We start from the raw sequence: 15,549 nt of genomic DNA on the forward strand, positions 1-15,549 counted from the left end.
GGCGAGGGCGGGATGCACGGATGTCAGTGCGCAGCAGCGCGGCCGGCTGTGAGCGGGCCACTAGAATCAGCCACTGCGAAGTGGGCCGAAGTATAGCGATGCGCCTACGGATAGACCTCCGAAAAACCCTTATGAATCAATCTGCTGTTACAACATTCCCCGTCACCGATGGTGTAGGACGCGCGCTGGAGGTGACCTTGCGGGGGGTGGAAGAACTGCTGCCTCGCGACGAATGGACGCGCAAGCTGGCGCGCTCCGAAGCCACTGGCCAGCCGCTGCGCATCAAGCTGGGCCTGGACCCGACGGCGCCGGACATCCACATCGGCCACACGGTGGTGCTCAACAAGATGCGCCAGCTGCAGAACCTGGGGCACCAGGTGATCTTCCTGATCGGCGACTTCACCACGCTGATCGGCGACCCTTCCGGCCGCAACACGACGCGCCCGCCGCTCACGCCCGAGCAGATCAAGGCGAACGCCGAGACCTACTACACGCAGGCCGCCAAGGTGCTCGACCCGGCGCGTACCGAGATCCGCTACAACAGCGAATGGAGCGAGCCGCTGGGCGCCGCCGGCATGATCCAGCTGGCCGCCAAGTACACCGTGGCCCGCATGATGGAGCGCAACGACTTCCATCAGCGCTTCACCGATGGCAGCTCGATCAGCCTGCACGAGTTCCTCTACCCGCTGCTGCAGGGCTACGACTCCGTCGCCCTGAAGAGCGACCTGGAGCTGGGCGGGACCGACCAGAAGTTCAACCTGCTGATGGGCCGCCACCTGCAGCAGGAATACGGCCAGGAGCCGCAGTGCATCCTGACCATGCCGTTGCTGGTGGGGCTGGACGGCGTGGACAAGATGTCCAAGTCGAAGAACAACTACATCGGCATCACGGAAGACGCCAACAGCATGTTCGCCAAGGTGCTGTCCATCTCCGACACGCTGATGTGGGACTGGTACACGCTGCTGTCGTTCCAGAGCCTGGCCGAGATCGAGGCGCTGAAGCGCGAAGTGGCCGGCGGCCGCAATCCCAAGGACGCCAAGGTGGCGCTGGCCAAGGAGATCACCGCCCGCTTTCACAGCGCCGCGGCGGCCGATGCGGCCGAGCAGGACTTCATCAACCGCAGCAAGGGCGGCGTGCCCGACGAAATTCCCGAGGTGCAGCTCGCCGGTGCGCCGCTGGGCATCGGTGCGCTGCTGAAGCAGGCCCAGCTGGCGCCGTCGAGCAGCGAAGCCAACCGGCTGATCGACGGGGGCGGCGTGCGCGTGGACGGCACGGTGATCAGCGACAAGGGCCTGAAGCTGGAAGCCGGCACCTTCGTCGTGCAGGTGGGCAAGCGCAAGTTTGCCCGGGTGACGCTGGGCGCCTGAAGTCGATCGGGGTGCTCGGGTGTTCGGAGGCACTCCAGGGTGCCATCGAGGTCCGAATTTCAATGAAATAGGCCGTAAGCGCCCGTATTCATTGGGTCTGTTGCTATGAAAATAATAGCAAACCGATGTATCGACGCATCGATGCAGCGCTTGCTCAGTCGACCGATGACCCGTCCAGATCGTCGTTCAGGTCCGGATCGGGCACCTCGCCGATCGCCTGGCGCGTGGCGTCGGCCTGCCGCATCAGCCAGGCGCAGAAAGCCTTGATCTCGGGCCGCTGGCCGCTGCGCGGGCCGACCATCATCCAGTAGGCCAGGGGCGAGTCGAGCCGGTAGCCGGGCAGCACCTCCACCAGGTCGCCCGCGGCCAGGCCGTCGGCGATCAGCGGCATGCGCGCCAGCGCCAGGCCCTGGCCGGCCAGCGCCGCCTGCACGATCTGCTGGGCATAGTTGAAATACAGCCAGCGCTTGGGCTGCAGCTTGCCGTGGCCGTGCAGCTCGAACCAGCGGCGCCAGGTCAGCCATTCCAGGTTCTGCGTGCGGTGCGCGTCGCCGGCCTCGATCAGCGTGAACTGCGCGATGTCTTCCGGCCGGCGGATGGGCGGCCCGCTTTTCAGCAGCCAGGGGCTGGCCACCACCGCCAGCTGCTCGCCGAACAGCCGGTGCGCGCCGTGCTCCACGCCGCCGGGCAGGCGGTAGCGCAGCGCCAGGTCCACGTCGGCGGTGTCCAGGTCCACCACCGTGTCGGTTGCGTCGATGCGGATGTCGATGTCGGGGTTGTCGCGCTGGAATTCCTCCATCCGCGGGATCAGCCACATCGACGCGAAGCTGGCCCAGGTGGTGATGGCCACACTCTTGCGTCCGGCCGTCTGCCGCACCAGCCGCACGGCAGCGTCCATCCGCTCCAGCGCGGGGCCGACGGCGCGCTGCAGCTGCGCGCCGGCGCTGGTCAGCTCCACCGCCCGCGTGTGGCGCAGAAAGAGCGGCACGCCCACCTCGTCTTCCAGCGACTGGATCTGCCGGCTGACCGCCGACTGGGTGAGCGACAGTTCCTCGGCCGCCGCGCGGAAGTTCAGGTGCCGTGCCACGGCCAGGAAAGCGCGCCAGTGGCCGGCGGCCACCGGGCGGGTGCGCAAATGGGCGGTGGGAGCGGGAGTGGGACTCATGGCGCCGGGTATTGATGCGAAATGAACATTAAAAATGCAGACGCGCCGCATCAATGCGCGCGCCTGGGCCGGTTTAGGGCGGCAAAATGCGATCCGCCATTTCCTTCCGGATTCTGCCATTGATGCGAATCAGGAATCGTTGGCAAGCTTGCTTTTCATTGGACGGACACAGCCCGTTTTCGCACCATCGAGGCCTGGATCCACCACGGGTCCTTCACCCGGAGCCCGCATCATGAAACCGATCAATGTCCTGAATTCGCCGTCGTCTTCCAGCCCTGCCGGCGTGGCCGCGCAGGATATCCAGACCCTCGCCGCAGGCCAGGCCCGCAGCCTGCATGCCCGCACGCCCATGGCGCTGCGCGTGATGCGCGGGCGCGCGTGGGTCACCATCGAGGCCGAGCCGGAGGGTGCCGGGGGCCAGGCGGCAGGTGACGTGTTCCTGCATGCCGGGCAGACCTTCTGGGTCGGCGCCAGGCAGCATCTGGTGCTGGAGCCGCTGGGTCAGGGCGCGCTGCAGTTCTGCTGGCGTGCCGCCGGTGCGGTGCGCCACGATGTGGCAGAAAACGATGCACGGGCCGGCTGGCCTGCGGCCCAGGCCAGCGGTACCTGCGGAGCTTGAGCGCGGGCTGGAGCCGACGAGGCCTGGCGCGAACCCACGGAAAAAGCCTGCAGCGCACGTGCAAGCGGCGCGGCAGGCATTGTTTCGGTGGCAGTCCAGAGAGTCCGGCCGGCCTGGAGGGCCGTGCCGGTGCCGCCCGCAGGGCGAACGCCGGCGCGGCCTATTCGGGCTCTACCGCCAGATTCACGAACGCCCGTACCGCAGCCGCGCCGCGCAGGGCTTCCAGCCGCTCGAGCGCGGTCTCGTCTTCCAGCGTGCTGAAGCCCAGGCTGAAGTTCTGAAAGCGCCGTGCCGCCAGCGGTGCATCGTGCAGCACCTCGACATAGATGTGGCGCGGGTCCTTGCGGATGCGCTCCAGCAGGGCGCGCACTTCGATCTCCGGCCCTTCCAGCTGCTGGCCGAAGCGCTGGCCGTCGAACACCAGCAGCCCGGTGATGCCCGACATCTGGTTGTGGCGCCTGGCGTAACCGGCAATGCTGGCCACGGTGCTCAGCGGCTGGCCCTCGGACAAGGTGCTGACGTAGAGGACTTCGTAGAGGGGCGACGACATGGGCGAGGCTGCGGACATTGCGGCCGATCCTGCCTCCGGCAAGCTGCCCGCGCAATGTCAAAAGACATAGGATTTCCCACCTAGAATCGCGCCGCCATGAACGCTGCCGCCGCCCACACCGTGTGCCCCCGTCATTGCGACGAATGCGGTCTGCGCCGCACCGCCGCCTTCTCTCCAGTCAACCCGGAGACGCTCTCGTCCATCGAGCGCTTGCGCAGCGGCACGCACATGGTGCCTGCCGGCGGCACGCTGATCCGCGAGCGCCAGCCCAACGCCCGGCTCTACACCGTGTATGCCGGCTGGGCGTTCCGCTACAAGACGCTGTCCGACGGGCGCCGGCAGATCCTGAACTTCCTGCTGCCCGGCGATCTGGCGGGCCTGCAACAGCAGTTCGGCGAGACCTCCCTGCACGGCGTGGACGCCATCAGCGACTGCCACTTCTGCGTGTTCGAGGAAGACACGCTCTGGAATCTCTACAAGGACCATTCACGCCTGGGTTACGACGTGACCTGGCTGGCCGCGCGGGAGGAAAGCCTGGTGGACGAGAACCTGCTGACCGCAGGCCGCCGCACCGCGCCCGAGCGCGTGGCCGTCCTGCTGCTGCAGCTGCACCGCCGGCTGGAGCGTCTGGGCATGCTCGATGCGGACGGCTCGGTGGCCTTCCCGCTCACCCAGCAGCACATCGCCGATGCGCTGGGCCTGTCGCTGGTGCACACCAACAAGACGCTGCGGCGGCTCGCGCAACTGGGGCTGCACGACCTGTCGGGAGGGCGGCTGCGCATCCTGAACGCACGGGTGCTGGCGCGCATCGCCGAGGTGTACGACACGGTGCCGCGGCCTGCGCCGTTGCTGTAGTCGGCAGCGCTGCGGGCGCGGCAGCGCTGGCTGCGCGCGTCCGGCTGGATAATCGCCGCAGACCCGTTTCCGCGTTCTGCGCCTTCTTCCACCGTCCCGCCATGACCGCTGCCTTTGCCTCCCCTTCCGCCCCGCTTGCCTCCCCCGCTTCAGATCCGACCTCCGGCGGCGATGCGCTGGACGTCGTCGTCATGGCGGCCGGCAAGGGCACCCGCATGAAGAGCCGCACGCCCAAGGTGCTGCAGCGCCTGGCCGGGCGGCCGCTGCTCTGGCATGTGCTGGACCAGGCGGTCAGCCTGGCCGCACGCCGCGTCGTCGTCGTCACGGGCCATGGTGCTGCGGAGGTTGAAGCCTCCACCGCAGGCGCGGCGGGCGCTGGCGGCGGTCTCGATCTGCAATTCGTGCGGCAGGAGCCGCAGCTGGGTACCGGCCACGCCGTGCAGCAGGCGGTGCCCGCGCTGGCCGGCGACGGCACCGTGGTGGTGCTGTCGGGCGACGTGCCGTTGACCCGGGCCGACACGCTGGCCGCGCTGGTCGCCGCCTCGCGTCCCGACCGGCTGGCCCTGCTGACCGTGACGCTGCCCGACCCCACCGGCTACGGCCGCATCGTGCGCGGCGCCGACGATGCGGTGCAGGGCATCGTCGAACACAAGGACGCGAGCGACGCCCAGCGCGCCATCGACGAGGTCTACAGCGGCATCATGGCCGTGCCGGCGCGCCTGCTGGCCGCCTGCCTGAGGCGCCTGTCCAACGACAACGCGCAGGGCGAGTACTACCTCACCGACATCGTCGCCATGGCCGTGGCCGACGGCGTGCCGGTGGTGGCCCACCGCATCGCCGACGCGCTGCAGGTGGCGGGCGTCAACAGCCCCCTGCAGCTGGCCGAGCTGGAGCGCGCCCACCAGCTGCGCCAGGCCCGTGCGCTGATGGAGCAGGGCGTGCGCCTGGCCGATCCGGCCCGCTTCGACGTGCGTGACGATCCGCGCAGCGGCGCGCGCGGCCAGCTGGTCTGCGGGCAGGACGTGGAGATCGACGTCAACTGCGTGTTCACCGGCCGGGTGGAGCTGGGCGAGGGCGTGCAGATCGGCGCGCATTGCTGCATCGCCAACGCAGCCATCGCTGCGGGTGCGGTGATCCATCCGTTCACCCACATCGACGGCGAGAAGGCCGGCGTGTCGGTCGGCGCAGGCGCGCTGATCGGCCCGTTCGCCCGGTTGCGGCCCGGCGCGCAGCTGGGCAGCGAAGTGCACATCGGCAACTTCGTCGAAGTGAAGAACTCCACGCTGGCCGACGGCGCCAAGGCCAACCACCTGGCCTACCTGGGCGACGCCACGGTGGGCGAGCGGGTGAACTACGGTGCGGGCAGCATCACCGCCAACTACGACGGCGCCAACAAGCACCGCACGGTCATCGAGGCGGACGTGCACATCGGCAGCAACTGCGTGCTCGTGGCACCCGTCACCATCGGCGCGGGCGGCACCGTGGGCGGCGGCTCGACCATCGCCAAGAGCACGCCGCCGGGCGCCCTGAGCGTGGCACGCGGCAAGCAGATCGTGAAGGAAAACTGGCAGCGCCCGGCCAAGCAGCCACGGGTGCCCGAGGCATGACGAACGCCGGGCACGCCGGTCGCGCCGCGCACGCCGGGCACGCCGGGCACGCCGGGCACGCCGGTAATGCGGGGCAGGGCGGGGCGCTTTCCGCCGGTGACCCGTACCACGCGCTGGATGCCCCCGCCCTGCGCACGCTGCTGGCCGCGCGCGACCAGGCCCTGTCCGATTCGGCTGCGGCGCAGGAAGAGTTCCTGCGCGCCGTCTCGCACGACCTGCGCGCGCCGCTGCGGCACATCACCTCCTACATCCCGCTGGTGCGGGAACTGGTCGAAGACGGAGAGCAGGGGCTACAAGGCGAAGCGCGGGCGGAGGCCGGCAGTTTCCTGGACACGCTGGACCAGGCCGCGCGCCGCATGGGAAAAATGCTCGACGGATTGCTTGCGCTCTCCCGCATCGCCCAGGCGCCGCTGCAGCCGGCGCCCGTGGATCTGAACGCCCTGCTGGCCGATGTGCAGCGCACTTGCGCCAGCGCCAGCGCCGGTGCCGCTGCGGGCCGCAACGTGGAATGGCTGGTGGCATCCGGCCTGCCCGCCGTGATGGGCGACGCCGCACTGCTGAGCCTGCTGATGGCCGAAGTGCTGGGCAATGCGGTCAAGTTCACGCGGGGCCGTACGCCCGCCCGCATCGAGGTGCGGGGAGGCGTGGCTGAGGACGGCAAAGCCTGGCTGTCGGTGCGGGACAACGGCACCGGCTTCGACCCCGCGCGCGCCGGCACGCTGTTCGGCGTGTTCCAGCGGCTGCACCGCGATGCCGAGTTCGAGGGCATGGGGGTCGGGCTGGCCAAGGCACGCGCCATCATGCAGCGCCACGGGGGCCACATCGGCATCACGGCGGTGCCTGGCGAAGGCTGCACGGTCGAACTGGTCTGGCCTGCAGCCGTTGCTGCCTGAGCGGCCCCCGGCCCCCGGCGCATCGGCGTGGACGGGCTTCGCCGCAGCAGGACTTCTTTCTTCAGGCAATGGATCGCGCCAGCGCGCCGGGCAGCGCACGGACTTCGCTCACCGTCCTGATCGCCTGGGCGGGCTCATGCCACCCGCGCGGGCGACGCAGCGGCCGGTAGCGGTGCGCCCGCCCTCCCGCTGCCCGGGTGAATGGAAATGCCATTGCGGCCGTCATGCTTGGTCTGGTAGAGCGCGGCGTCGGCGGCGTCCACCCAGTCACGCACGCGCTGGTGCGCCGGGTCGGTGGCGGCAATGCCGATGCTGCAGGTCAGGCGCAGCTCGGGCAGGCCGGGCAGCCGGGTCTCGAACGCCTGCGCGCGGATGCGCTCGGCCACCGCATGCGCTGCCGCCAGATCCTGCGCCGGCAGCACCACCGCGAATTCGTCGCCGCCATAGCGGCCCGCGCAGTCGGTGGCGCGCACGTTGGCCCGCACCAGCTGCGCCATCGAGCGGATCACTTCGTCGCCGACGCTGTGGCCCCACTGGTCGTTGATGTGCTTGAAGTGGTCGATGTCGAGCATCAGCAGGCTGGTGACGGTGCCCTCGGCCTGGAAGCGGGCCAGCGCCGCCTCCGCCTGTTCCTGCCAGTGATGGCGGCCGTAGAGTCCTGTCAGCGCATCGATGCGGCGCAACTCGTCGAGCTGCTGGTTCTGGTGCGACACCTTGCGGATCAGCCGGTAGCTGGTCACGCTCACTGCCAGCGAGTGCATCACCAGCACCGGCAGGCAGGCCACGGTGACCCAGAGCGACGACTCGGGCTCGAAGCCCGGGCGCAACAGCAGCGTGGCCGCCAGCCCGGCGGCCATCATGCCGGGCAGCGACCGGGCCCACAGCCCCTGGATGCCGGTGGTGATCTTGTCCTGCATGGTGAGCGTGCACAGCAGCACGCTGGGCAGCAGCGCGAAGTGCATGAGGGGCACCAGCACCGCCGTCAGGGCCGAATCGATCACCAGGTTGCGTATCTCGGCACGGTAAGGGTCGGCGCTGCGGCGGGCCAGCCAGAACGCCACTTGCGGCCACACCAGGCAGATCAGCACCAGCACGGTCCAGTCGACGGGGGAAACGCTGCGCTCCCACAGGACCACCCCCGTGACCACGCCCCCCAGACCCATGCCCAGCATGCGCAGCGGATAGATGCTGCGGTACATGTCGTGGGTGGGGTGGCGTTTCGGGCGGGGCATGGCGGTGTGGCAGGGTGGCGCGCGCGACTCTACCGCACGGCTGTTGGTTGCGCGATGCGTGCTTTCCCAGCGCCAGGCTGCGGCGTGGAGGCGGAGCGCTGCGCGGCACGTCGCGGGCGGGCCCGGGCCGGCCGGCGGATCACCGGCTTGGCGTGAGGGCGATGCGCGTATCGAACTTGGCGCGCTTGACCCCGAAAAAGGCCTTGACGTTGCGCACGTTCGCATCCGACGTGAAGAGCCGCTGCGTCAGGGCCAGATAGCCGGGCATGTCCCGCGCATGCACCGCCAGCATGAAGTCCGGCCCCGGCGCGACCCGCCAGCACTGCTGCACGGCGGGCTCGGCCACGGCGCGGTCCTCGAATGCCTGGAGCTGTTCCGCGCCCTGGCGGTCCAGGGTGACCTCGACGAACGCCGTGAGCCCATGGCCCTGCAGCTCGGCCAGCCGGTCGGGCCGCAGAATGGCCACTTGCCGCTCCACCAGCCCGGCATCGTGCAGCCGCTTGATGCGCCGCAAACACGTGGGCGGCGACACATGCACGGTGGCCGCCATCGCCTGGTTGCTCAGACTGGAGTCCGTCTGCAACAGCTCGAGCAAGCGCAAATCGATCAGATCAAGCTCATTTAATTCCATAAGCGGGCGGTATTTGAAATTTCATTTCGGCGGTCAGATTGAGTGAAAGATAAATCCACATTCTGGCTGAAATAGAAATGAAGTTTCGTTGACCTTTTTCTACCATGCCTCCTATTGTTCGGTACCCCTCTTCGACTTCTTGAAGGAATCTCCCCATGTGCGGCATCGTCGGCGCGGTCTCCACGCGCAACATCGTTCCCATCCTCGTGCAGGGCCTGCAGCGGCTGGAATACCGCGGCTACGACTCCTGCGGTGTGGCCGTGCACGAAGCCAGCCTGGGCAGCCCACCCGCAGGCGGCTTGCGGCGCGCGCGCAGCACGGCCCGTGTGGCCGAACTGCTGGAACAGGTGGCGGTGGACCATGTCGAAGGCGCGACGGGCATCGCCCACACCCGCTGGGCCACGCACGGCGCGCCTGTCGTGCACAACGCCCATCCGCATTTCAGCCATGGTGCCGGCGTCGGGGCCGACCCGGACGTGGGCGAGCCGCTGCGGCTGGGCCGCGTGGCGCTGGTGCACAACGGCATCATCGAAAACCATGAAGAGCTGCGCACGGCGCTGCAGGCGCGCGGCTACATCTTCACCAGCCAGACCGACACCGAGGTCATCGCGCACCTGGTGGAAAGCCTGTACGAAGGCGATCTCTTCCAGGCCGTGCAGGCGGCCGTGCGGCGCCTGCACGGCGCCTACGCCATCGCCGTGATCCACAAGGACGAGCCGCACCGGGTGGTGGGCGCGCGGGCCGGCTCGCCGCTGATCCTGGGGGTGGGGCAGAACGAGCACTTTCTGGCCAGCGATGCCATGGCCCTGGCCGGGGTGACCGACCAGATCGTCTACCTGGAAGAAGGCGACCTGGTGGATCTGCAGCTGGGCCGGTACTGGATCGCCAGCAAGAACGGCCAGCCGCTGGACGCCGCCGCGCGCCCGGTGCGCACCGTGCTGGCCCACAGCGGCGCTGCCGAACTGGGTCCGTATCGCCACTACATGCAAAAGGAAATCTTCGAGCAGCCCCGCGCCATTGCCGACACGCTGGAAGGCGTGCAGGGCATCGTGCCCGAGCTGTTCGACGGCCAGGGCCTGCACGGCGAGCCCGGCACAGCCGCCTGGCGCGTGTTCAAGGAGATCGACTCCGTCCTCATCCTCGCCTGCGGCACCAGCTACTACAGCGGCTGCGCTGCCAAGTACTGGCTCGAATCGATTGCGGGCATTGCCACACAGGTCGAAGTCGCCAGCGAATACCGCTACCGCACCAGCGTGCCCAACCCGCGCACGCTGGTCGTCACCATCAGCCAGTCCGGCGAAACCGCCGACACGCTGGCCGCCTTGAGGCACGCGCAGAGCCTGGGCATGCAGCAGACGCTGACCATCTGCAACGTCGCCACCAGCGCCATGGTGCGCGAATGCAAGCTGGCCTACATCACGCGGGCGGGCGTGGAGATCGGCGTGGCTTCCACCAAGGCCTTCACCACGCAACTGGCAGGCCTCTTCCTGCTGACCCTGGCGCTCGCGCAGGCCCGGGGACGCCTGAGCGAAGAGCAGGAAGCCGCCCACCTCAAGGCCATGCGCCATCTGCCGGTGGCCCTGCAGGCGGTGCTGGCGCTCGAACCGCAGGTCATCAGCTGGGCGGAGGACTTCGCCCGCATGGAAAACGCGCTGTTCCTGGGCCGTGGCCTGCACTACCCCATCGCCCTGGAAGGCGCGCTGAAGCTCAAGGAAATCAGCTACATCCATGCCGAGGCGTATCCGGCCGGCGAACTGAAGCACGGCCCGCTGGCCCTGGTCACCAGCAGCATGCCCATCGTCACCGTGGCGCCCAACGACACCCTGCTGGAAAAGCTCAAGAGCAACATGCAGGAAGTGCGCGCACGCGGCGGCATGCTCTACGTGCTGGCCGATGCCGACACCCGCATCGAAAGCAGCGAAGGCGTCAACGTCATCCGCATGCCGGAGCACTACGGCGCGCTGTCGCCGCTGCTGCACGTGGTGCCGCTGCAGCTGCTGGCCTATCACACGGCCTGCGCGCGGGGGACGGACGTGGACAAGCCGCGGAACCTGGCCAAGAGTGTGACGGTGGAGTGAAGCGGGGCGGAGCGGGGGCTGCGTGCGGTGGCAGCGGTGTTGACGACCGACCCGTGCGGCGTCGGCCGATCGGCGCAGCGCCCGCGTCGTCGCCCGGCGCTGCAGCGTCTCATCGAAGCGCGCCGTGTTCGCCACGGCGTGGCTTCGCAGCCTGCGGGCTAGCAGCGAAGCCGGTACTGCTCATCCCTTGCCGACTTGCGCTCGCGCCGGACCCAATCGAGGTCGTAGTGCAGGCTGCCCGCACGGCCCATGCTGTCCAGGCTTTTGACCCGCTCGTCCAGCGCCGCGCAAGCCTCGCGGCGGCCGGGCACGGGCGCGGGCTGGGGCGTTGGCGCGGTGTTGTACGTGACGGGGGGCGGCGCCAGCAGCGCCGCCGTGGCATCGCGCTGCGAGCGTGCGATGCGGACCTGCTCATCCCAGCCCAGGCCACTGGCACGGTTTCCGTCCGTTCGATCCACGCGTCGTGCTGGTGGCAGTGCTGTTGTGCCCAGAACTGCCCGCCGCCCTTGCTGCTGCAGAGATAGATCTTCTGCCTTCCCGGAGGCGATGCGCTGCCGTGGCTGGTCACCGGCGGCGCGGTGTCGATCACCCGGGCGCCCTTGCAAGGCTCTTGCGTGTAGGTATTGCCGCAGCGATAGACCTGCGCGGTGGCTGACGCCGCCGACCAGGAGAGGGCGCAGAGAAGTGCGGCGTGCGGAATGGGGGACATGCGCGCGATGGTAGGGGCGCACCCTTGCAGCGAGCTTGCGGCGCTGCGAGGTCGCTGGCGCAGGCTGTCTCCCAACCTCCCTATCGAAGCCGCGCCCGCATCCACTCCACGACGTCGGCCGTCACCTCGTCCCGGTTCGTCTCGTTCACGATCTCGTGGCGCGCGCCCGGGTAGAGCTTCACGGTCACATCGCGCAGCCCCGCGTCGCGGTAGCGCTGGCCCAGCACCCGCAGCCGCTCGCCGCCCGCTGCGAGCGGGTCGGCGTCGCCCGAGGCGATGAGCACCGGCAGGTCGCTGGGGATGCGCGCAAGCTCGGCCGGGTCGGCCAGGCGGTGGGCGGGGGCGAGCAGGGCGGGGAACACGTCGGCGGGCACTTCCCATCCGCACCACGGGTCGGCCATGTAGGCGTCCACCTCGGCCGCATCGCGCGACAGCCATTCGTAGCCCGTGCGGTGCGTGAAACCGGCGTTGAGTGCGGCCAGGCCCGCTGGCGCGCCGGCGGGCGGGTGGGCCAGGTCTGCCGCGAAAAGGTCGAGCGCGGTCGAGCCGGACAGCACCACGCCTGACCAGACCGCGGCGTGGTCGAGCAGGGCCGCCTGCGCTGCGAAGGAGCCCATCGAATGGGCGAACAGGAAGAGCGGCAGGCCCGGGTGCTGGGCGCGCAGCAGGGCGCCGAACTGGGCCACGTCGGCGATCAGCCCACCGAAGCCGGCAGCGCCGAAATCGCCCAGGCGTGGCCGGGCGGTGCGGCCGTGGCCGCGATGGTCCACGGCGTGAACGATGAAGCCGGCGGCATTCAACGCTTTGGCGAGACGGTCGTAGCGTTCTCCATGCTCGGCCAGGCCGTGGGCGATCTGCACCAGGCCGGCCGGTGCGCCGGCCACGTCGGACCAGGTGGAGGTGGCGATGCGGGTGCCGTCCGCGTCGGAGACGAAGGAGGAGGTGGAGGTGCTCATGCGTCCATTCTCACACCCGGGCGGCGGTGGATGCCAGCCCTGCCGGGGCCATGCCTGTGTGAACGATCTGCACCGGCGCCGCCCCCGGGCGGCATGCAGGGCACTCGCCCGCCCAAGGCATCTTCGCGTCAGTCACGGGGCAGCGCATCGCCGCCGTAGCGGCGCATGTGCTGCCGGCAACCTTCCGCCATGGCGGTCGCGCCGTCGTGCACCCTTGCCCCGTCCGCTTCCGCCATGCGCAACATGGTGGCGCAGACCTGCTCGAAGTGGCGGGCCGCCACCGTGGCGCGGGTGAAATGGTGCAGGTAGGAAGCGCGGTAGGCCCGCGCTTGGAGCGAGTCGTTCGCCAGGTCGTCGAGGAAGCTGGCGTAGTTCTGCGCGACAGGTGCATCGAGTTGCCGGTCGGTCCAGAAGCGGAAGGCCATCAGCAGGGCGGCCACGCCGAGAACGGCCGCCAATGGCGCGAGCCAGCGCCGGCGGAGGGCAGAGGGGGATGCAGGCGTGGGAGGCACGGGTCGAAGGGGTGGGCTGTGGGGACGAAGGTTCCAGCGAGCGCAGTGTAGAAGGGAGCGGGGTGGCCCCGGGCACGACGCAGGGCGGCTCGGGTGGCGGAAGGTGCGGCTGGCCCGGGGACTACCGATGCTTTATTTTGCGTTCACCTGCCCGGTTCCCCCCTTGCAATCCGTTTTTCACCATCCATATGGATGGTGTATGGATGTTTTTAAGGATCGCGCATGACGACTCCCACTACTGGCAACCGCCTCGCCAAGACGGGCGACTCCGAGAAGATCACGATCAACCTCGGCTATGTCGATCTCGGGCAGATCGATCTGCTCGTGGCCGAGAGCTTCTATGGCAACCGGACGGACTTCATCCGCACGGCGATCCGCAACCAACTGGCGGCGCACGCCGACGCGCTGAAGCAGGTAGTCGCTCGCAAGATGCTGGTGCTGGGCTTGCAGCATTTCAGCGCCGGCGATCTGGAAGCGGCCCGCTCGGCCGGCCAGCGCCTGCAGATCCGGGTGCTGGGGCTGGCCAGCATCGACCCGGCGGTCACTCCGGAACTGGCCCTCGCCACTATCGAATCCATCCACGTGCTGGGGGCCCTGCAGGCCAGCAGTGCCGTCAAAGCTGCGCTCGCCGGGCGCATCCACTGAACTTCAAGAAAGCCCCCGCATGAACGACCGCTTTTCCCAATGGATGGCTGACGCCGCCCAGTCCACCCACGCCGGCCGGCTGGCCGAGGCGACCGACACCATCCAGCGGGCCCTGCGCGACGCCGGGCTGGCCCCGACTCGCGCGCACTCCGGGCCCGGGCCTGCCCCCCGGGGGACGCCGCCTGGGCAGGCGGCGCCAGGCTGGGTGCTGGATGGGCTGACGCGCGTGATCGACGACGGGCCGCATCCGGCCGGTCGCCCAGCAGGTGCGGCGGCCGGCGACGGAGCATCCTGGGCGGGCGCTGCTGGCAGCGCGAACGCCGATGGGGCGGGCGAGCGCTGGCTGCGCGACAGCTTCAGCCACCGCGGCCGCACGCTGGCCTACCGTCTCTATCTGCCCCCGGAAACGGCAGGCACCGCCGTAGCGACGGCGGCGGGAGCGCCGCGGCCCCTGGTGGTCATGCTCCACGGCTGCACGCAGAACGCCGACGACTTTGCGGCCGGCACGCAGATGAACCGGCTGGCACGCGACCACGGCGTGGTCGTGCTCTACCCTGAACAGACGCAGCGCGACAACGCCCAGAAGTGCTGGAACTGGTTCAAGCCGCAGCACCAGCAGCGTGGGCGGGGCGAGCCCGCCGCCCTCGTGGCGCTGGTGCAGGCGGTGTGCGCCGCCCATGCCGTCGATCCCGCTCGCATCTATGTGGCAGGGCTTTCCGCCGGGGGCGCCATGGCCGACATCCTGGGCCAGTGCTACCCCGACGTGTTCGCCGCCGTGGGGGTGCATTCCGGCCTGCCGCAGGGCGCGGCGGCGGATGTGGCATCGGCGCTGGCCGTCATGCGCAACGGGCAGGCCGCCGCGCAGCCCAGGGGCGGTGCCGGACTGCCGCGTGCCGCCGTGCCCACCATCGTCTTCCATGGCGACGCCGACACCACGGTGCATGTGCGCAATGGGGCGGCCATCGCCCGTGCGGGCAGCCTGGCGGCCGATGCGGCGCAGGGGGCGGCGGGGCGGCAAGGGGCGTGCGAAGCCACCCAGGGCCGGTCGAGCCGGGGCGAGCGGCACACGCGCACCGTCTACACCGATGCCGGTGGCGGCGCCACGGTCGAGTACTGGACGCTGCATGGCGCCGGCCACGCCTGGTCCGGCGGCAGCGCTGCGGGTACCTATACCCACCCCGGCGGCGTGGATGCGAGTGCGGAAATGCTCCGGTTCTTCCTGCAGCATGCCCGCAAGGGGTAGCGGGCGCCCGTGCAGAGCCGCTCCAGGGCGGCGGTCTTTCACCCGGCGACTCCGCAGGCCGGCGAAGCGCCCGCCCGGCGACGGCTGGCGGCTGGCGGCTGGCGGCTGACAGCAGCTTCCAACTTGTCCGACAGGCGGGGGTGGGTGGGCCGGTTAACTTGTGGCTTCAGCTCCAGGAGAGAACGCCATGCCCACGACCAAACCCCTGTCCGGAACGGACGCCCCCGCCAGCGAAAAGCCCCATGCCGCCCAGACCAAACACCGCGCCCCCAGCATCGGGGTGATCGGCACGGCCGTGGCGGTGGCGGCCGTCGTCGTCGCGGCCGTCGCCTTCATGTGGCGCGACAAGATCTACGACCCGGCCAGCAGCTATGGCACCGAATCGCCCCACATCGCCGTCCCGGCGCAGTCGGAGCCACCAAAGCGCTGATGTCGGCTCAAGCCATGGGACGGCGCTGCCCTGCGTAGGGGCTGCGGCGTCCGTCCA

The 15,549-nt window shown here is 69.7% G+C and carries 16 protein-coding genes; 9 read left to right on the top strand and 7 right to left on the bottom strand.

Annotated features, from left to right (window positions below):
• Nucleotides 1–131: 131 nt before the first annotated feature.
• Nucleotides 132–1,367, top strand: coding sequence for a tyrosine--tRNA ligase (tyrS, locus tag ASF94_RS01365; protein WP_056660394.1), 1,236 nt, complete (start codon nucleotides 132–134; stop codon nucleotides 1,365–1,367).
• 154 nt (nucleotides 1,368–1,521) lie between these two features.
• On the opposite strand, the gene ASF94_RS01370 is transcribed toward tyrS, so the two are convergent.
• A complete protein-coding gene (locus ASF94_RS01370; protein ID WP_056660397.1) occupies nucleotides 1,522–2,532 on the bottom strand; it encodes a LysR substrate-binding domain-containing protein in 1,011 nt (336 codons plus the stop codon).
• 232 nt (nucleotides 2,533–2,764) lie between these two features.
• Here ASF94_RS01370 and ASF94_RS01375 point away from each other — a divergent pair, with 232 nt between their 5' ends.
• On the top strand, nucleotides 2,765–3,151 hold the full coding sequence (locus tag ASF94_RS01375; RefSeq protein WP_082492886.1) for a DUF2917 domain-containing protein: 387 nt from the start codon (nucleotides 2,765–2,767) through the stop codon (nucleotides 3,149–3,151).
• Between the two features lie 160 nt (nucleotides 3,152–3,311).
• On the opposite strand, the gene ASF94_RS01380 is transcribed toward ASF94_RS01375, so the two are convergent.
• The gene (locus ASF94_RS01380; protein ID WP_056660400.1) at nucleotides 3,312–3,719 is read right to left on the bottom strand and encodes a BLUF domain-containing protein; all 408 of its coding nucleotides are present in this window, start codon (nucleotides 3,717–3,719) and stop codon (nucleotides 3,312–3,314) included.
• A gap of 78 nt (nucleotides 3,720–3,797) precedes the next feature.
• Here ASF94_RS01380 and ASF94_RS01385 point away from each other — a divergent pair, with 78 nt between their 5' ends.
• The 3 genes from ASF94_RS01385 to ASF94_RS01395 all read left to right on the top strand — a co-directional run bounded on the left by ASF94_RS01385 (nucleotide 3,798) and on the right by ASF94_RS01395 (nucleotide 7,056).
• A complete protein-coding gene (locus tag ASF94_RS01385; RefSeq protein WP_056660403.1) occupies nucleotides 3,798–4,556 on the top strand; it encodes a Crp/Fnr family transcriptional regulator in 759 nt (252 codons plus the stop codon).
• Between the two features lie 191 nt (nucleotides 4,557–4,747).
• The gene (gene glmU, locus ASF94_RS01390) at nucleotides 4,748–6,163 is read left to right on the top strand and encodes a bifunctional UDP-N-acetylglucosamine diphosphorylase/glucosamine-1-phosphate N-acetyltransferase GlmU (RefSeq protein ID WP_056660787.1); all 1,416 of its coding nucleotides are present in this window, start codon (nucleotides 4,748–4,750) and stop codon (nucleotides 6,161–6,163) included.
• Nucleotides 6,160–7,056 carry an ATP-binding protein gene (locus ASF94_RS01395; RefSeq protein ID WP_082492888.1) on the top strand — a complete coding sequence of 299 codons (897 nt, stop codon included), beginning with the start codon at nucleotides 6,160–6,162 and terminating at the stop codon, nucleotides 7,054–7,056. The genes glmU and ASF94_RS01395 overlap by 4 nt, the downstream gene beginning before the upstream one ends.
• Before the next feature lie 134 nt (nucleotides 7,057–7,190).
• Here ASF94_RS01395 and ASF94_RS01400 read toward each other — a convergent pair whose 3' ends face one another.
• A complete protein-coding gene (locus ASF94_RS01400) occupies nucleotides 7,191–8,288 on the bottom strand; it encodes a diguanylate cyclase AdrA (protein ID WP_056660405.1) in 1,098 nt (365 codons plus the stop codon).
• A gap of 139 nt (nucleotides 8,289–8,427) precedes the next feature.
• Nucleotides 8,428–8,919 (bottom strand): Lrp/AsnC family transcriptional regulator, encoded by a 492-nt coding sequence (locus ASF94_RS01405; protein WP_056660407.1) that lies wholly within the window; start codon nucleotides 8,917–8,919, stop codon nucleotides 8,428–8,430.
• A 155-nt stretch (nucleotides 8,920–9,074) separates the two neighbouring features.
• On the opposite strand from ASF94_RS01405, the gene glmS reads away from it, so the two are divergent.
• Nucleotides 9,075–10,997, top strand: coding sequence for a glutamine--fructose-6-phosphate transaminase (isomerizing) (glmS, locus tag ASF94_RS01410; RefSeq protein ID WP_056660410.1), 1,923 nt, complete (start codon nucleotides 9,075–9,077; stop codon nucleotides 10,995–10,997).
• 158 nt (nucleotides 10,998–11,155) lie between these two features.
• Here the strand turns inward: glmS and ASF94_RS01415 are convergent, their stop codons facing one another.
• From ASF94_RS01415 to ASF94_RS01425, 3 genes are all read right to left on the bottom strand, one after another.
• The gene (locus ASF94_RS01415) at nucleotides 11,156–11,455 is read right to left on the bottom strand and encodes a hypothetical protein (RefSeq protein ID WP_056660413.1); all 300 of its coding nucleotides are present in this window, start codon (nucleotides 11,453–11,455) and stop codon (nucleotides 11,156–11,158) included.
• A 331-nt stretch (nucleotides 11,456–11,786) separates the two neighbouring features.
• Nucleotides 11,787–12,662, bottom strand: a complete 876-nt coding sequence (locus ASF94_RS01420; protein ID WP_056660416.1) for an alpha/beta fold hydrolase — start codon at nucleotides 12,660–12,662, stop codon at nucleotides 11,787–11,789.
• A 128-nt stretch (nucleotides 12,663–12,790) separates the two neighbouring features.
• A complete protein-coding gene (locus ASF94_RS01425) occupies nucleotides 12,791–13,120 on the bottom strand; it encodes a hypothetical protein (RefSeq protein WP_056660418.1) in 330 nt (109 codons plus the stop codon).
• A gap of 276 nt (nucleotides 13,121–13,396) precedes the next feature.
• Between ASF94_RS01425 and ASF94_RS01430 the strand changes: the two genes are divergently transcribed.
• The 3 genes from ASF94_RS01430 to ASF94_RS01440 all read left to right on the top strand — a co-directional run bounded on the left by ASF94_RS01430 (nucleotide 13,397) and on the right by ASF94_RS01440 (nucleotide 15,492).
• A complete protein-coding gene (locus ASF94_RS01430; RefSeq protein ID WP_056660421.1) occupies nucleotides 13,397–13,819 on the top strand; it encodes a hypothetical protein in 423 nt (140 codons plus the stop codon).
• A gap of 19 nt (nucleotides 13,820–13,838) precedes the next feature.
• The gene (locus ASF94_RS01435; protein ID WP_156382378.1) at nucleotides 13,839–15,062 is read left to right on the top strand and encodes a PHB depolymerase family esterase; all 1,224 of its coding nucleotides are present in this window, start codon (nucleotides 13,839–13,841) and stop codon (nucleotides 15,060–15,062) included.
• A gap of 187 nt (nucleotides 15,063–15,249) precedes the next feature.
• Complete coding sequence (locus ASF94_RS01440; protein ID WP_056660424.1) at nucleotides 15,250–15,492, top strand: hypothetical protein; 243 nt, start codon at nucleotides 15,250–15,252, stop codon at nucleotides 15,490–15,492.
• The last annotated feature ends 57 nt before the right edge of the window (nucleotides 15,493–15,549 follow it).

It is taken from the genome of Acidovorax sp. Leaf160, from assembly GCF_001424265.1.
Lineage (GTDB): Bacteria > Pseudomonadota > Gammaproteobacteria > Burkholderiales > Burkholderiaceae_C > Paracidovorax.

Bases quoted from the DNA above. Each gene is read 5' to 3' on its own strand.
- ASF94_RS01440 (WP_056660424.1), top strand. From the start codon at position 15,250: ATGCCCACGACCAAACCCCTGTCCGGAACGGACGCCCCCGCCAGCGAA.
- glmS (WP_056660410.1), top strand. From the start codon at position 9,075: ATGTGCGGCATCGTCGGCGCGGTCTCCACGCGCAACATCGTTCCCATC.
- ASF94_RS01375 (WP_082492886.1), top strand. From the start codon at position 2,765: ATGAAACCGATCAATGTCCTGAATTCGCCGTCGTCTTCCAGCCCTGCC.
- ASF94_RS01395 (WP_082492888.1), top strand. From the start codon at position 6,160: ATGACGAACGCCGGGCACGCCGGTCGCGCCGCGCACGCCGGGCACGCC.
- tyrS (WP_056660394.1), top strand. From the start codon at position 132: ATGAATCAATCTGCTGTTACAACATTCCCCGTCACCGATGGTGTAGGA.
- ASF94_RS01370 (WP_056660397.1), bottom strand. From the start codon at position 2,532: ATGAGTCCCACTCCCGCTCCCACCGCCCATTTGCGCACCCGCCCGGTG.
- ASF94_RS01430 (WP_056660421.1), top strand. From the start codon at position 13,397: ATGACGACTCCCACTACTGGCAACCGCCTCGCCAAGACGGGCGACTCC.
- glmU (WP_056660787.1), top strand. From the start codon at position 4,748: ATGGCGGCCGGCAAGGGCACCCGCATGAAGAGCCGCACGCCCAAGGTG.
- ASF94_RS01385 (WP_056660403.1), top strand. From the start codon at position 3,798: ATGAACGCTGCCGCCGCCCACACCGTGTGCCCCCGTCATTGCGACGAA.
- ASF94_RS01380 (WP_056660400.1), bottom strand. From the start codon at position 3,719: ATGTCCGCAGCCTCGCCCATGTCGTCGCCCCTCTACGAAGTCCTCTAC.
- ASF94_RS01405 (WP_056660407.1), bottom strand. From the start codon at position 8,919: ATGGAATTAAATGAGCTTGATCTGATCGATTTGCGCTTGCTCGAGCTG.
- ASF94_RS01420 (WP_056660416.1), bottom strand. From the start codon at position 12,662: ATGAGCACCTCCACCTCCTCCTTCGTCTCCGACGCGGACGGCACCCGC.
- ASF94_RS01435 (WP_156382378.1), top strand. From the start codon at position 13,839: ATGAACGACCGCTTTTCCCAATGGATGGCTGACGCCGCCCAGTCCACC.
- ASF94_RS01400 (WP_056660405.1), bottom strand. From the start codon at position 8,288: ATGCCCCGCCCGAAACGCCACCCCACCCACGACATGTACCGCAGCATC.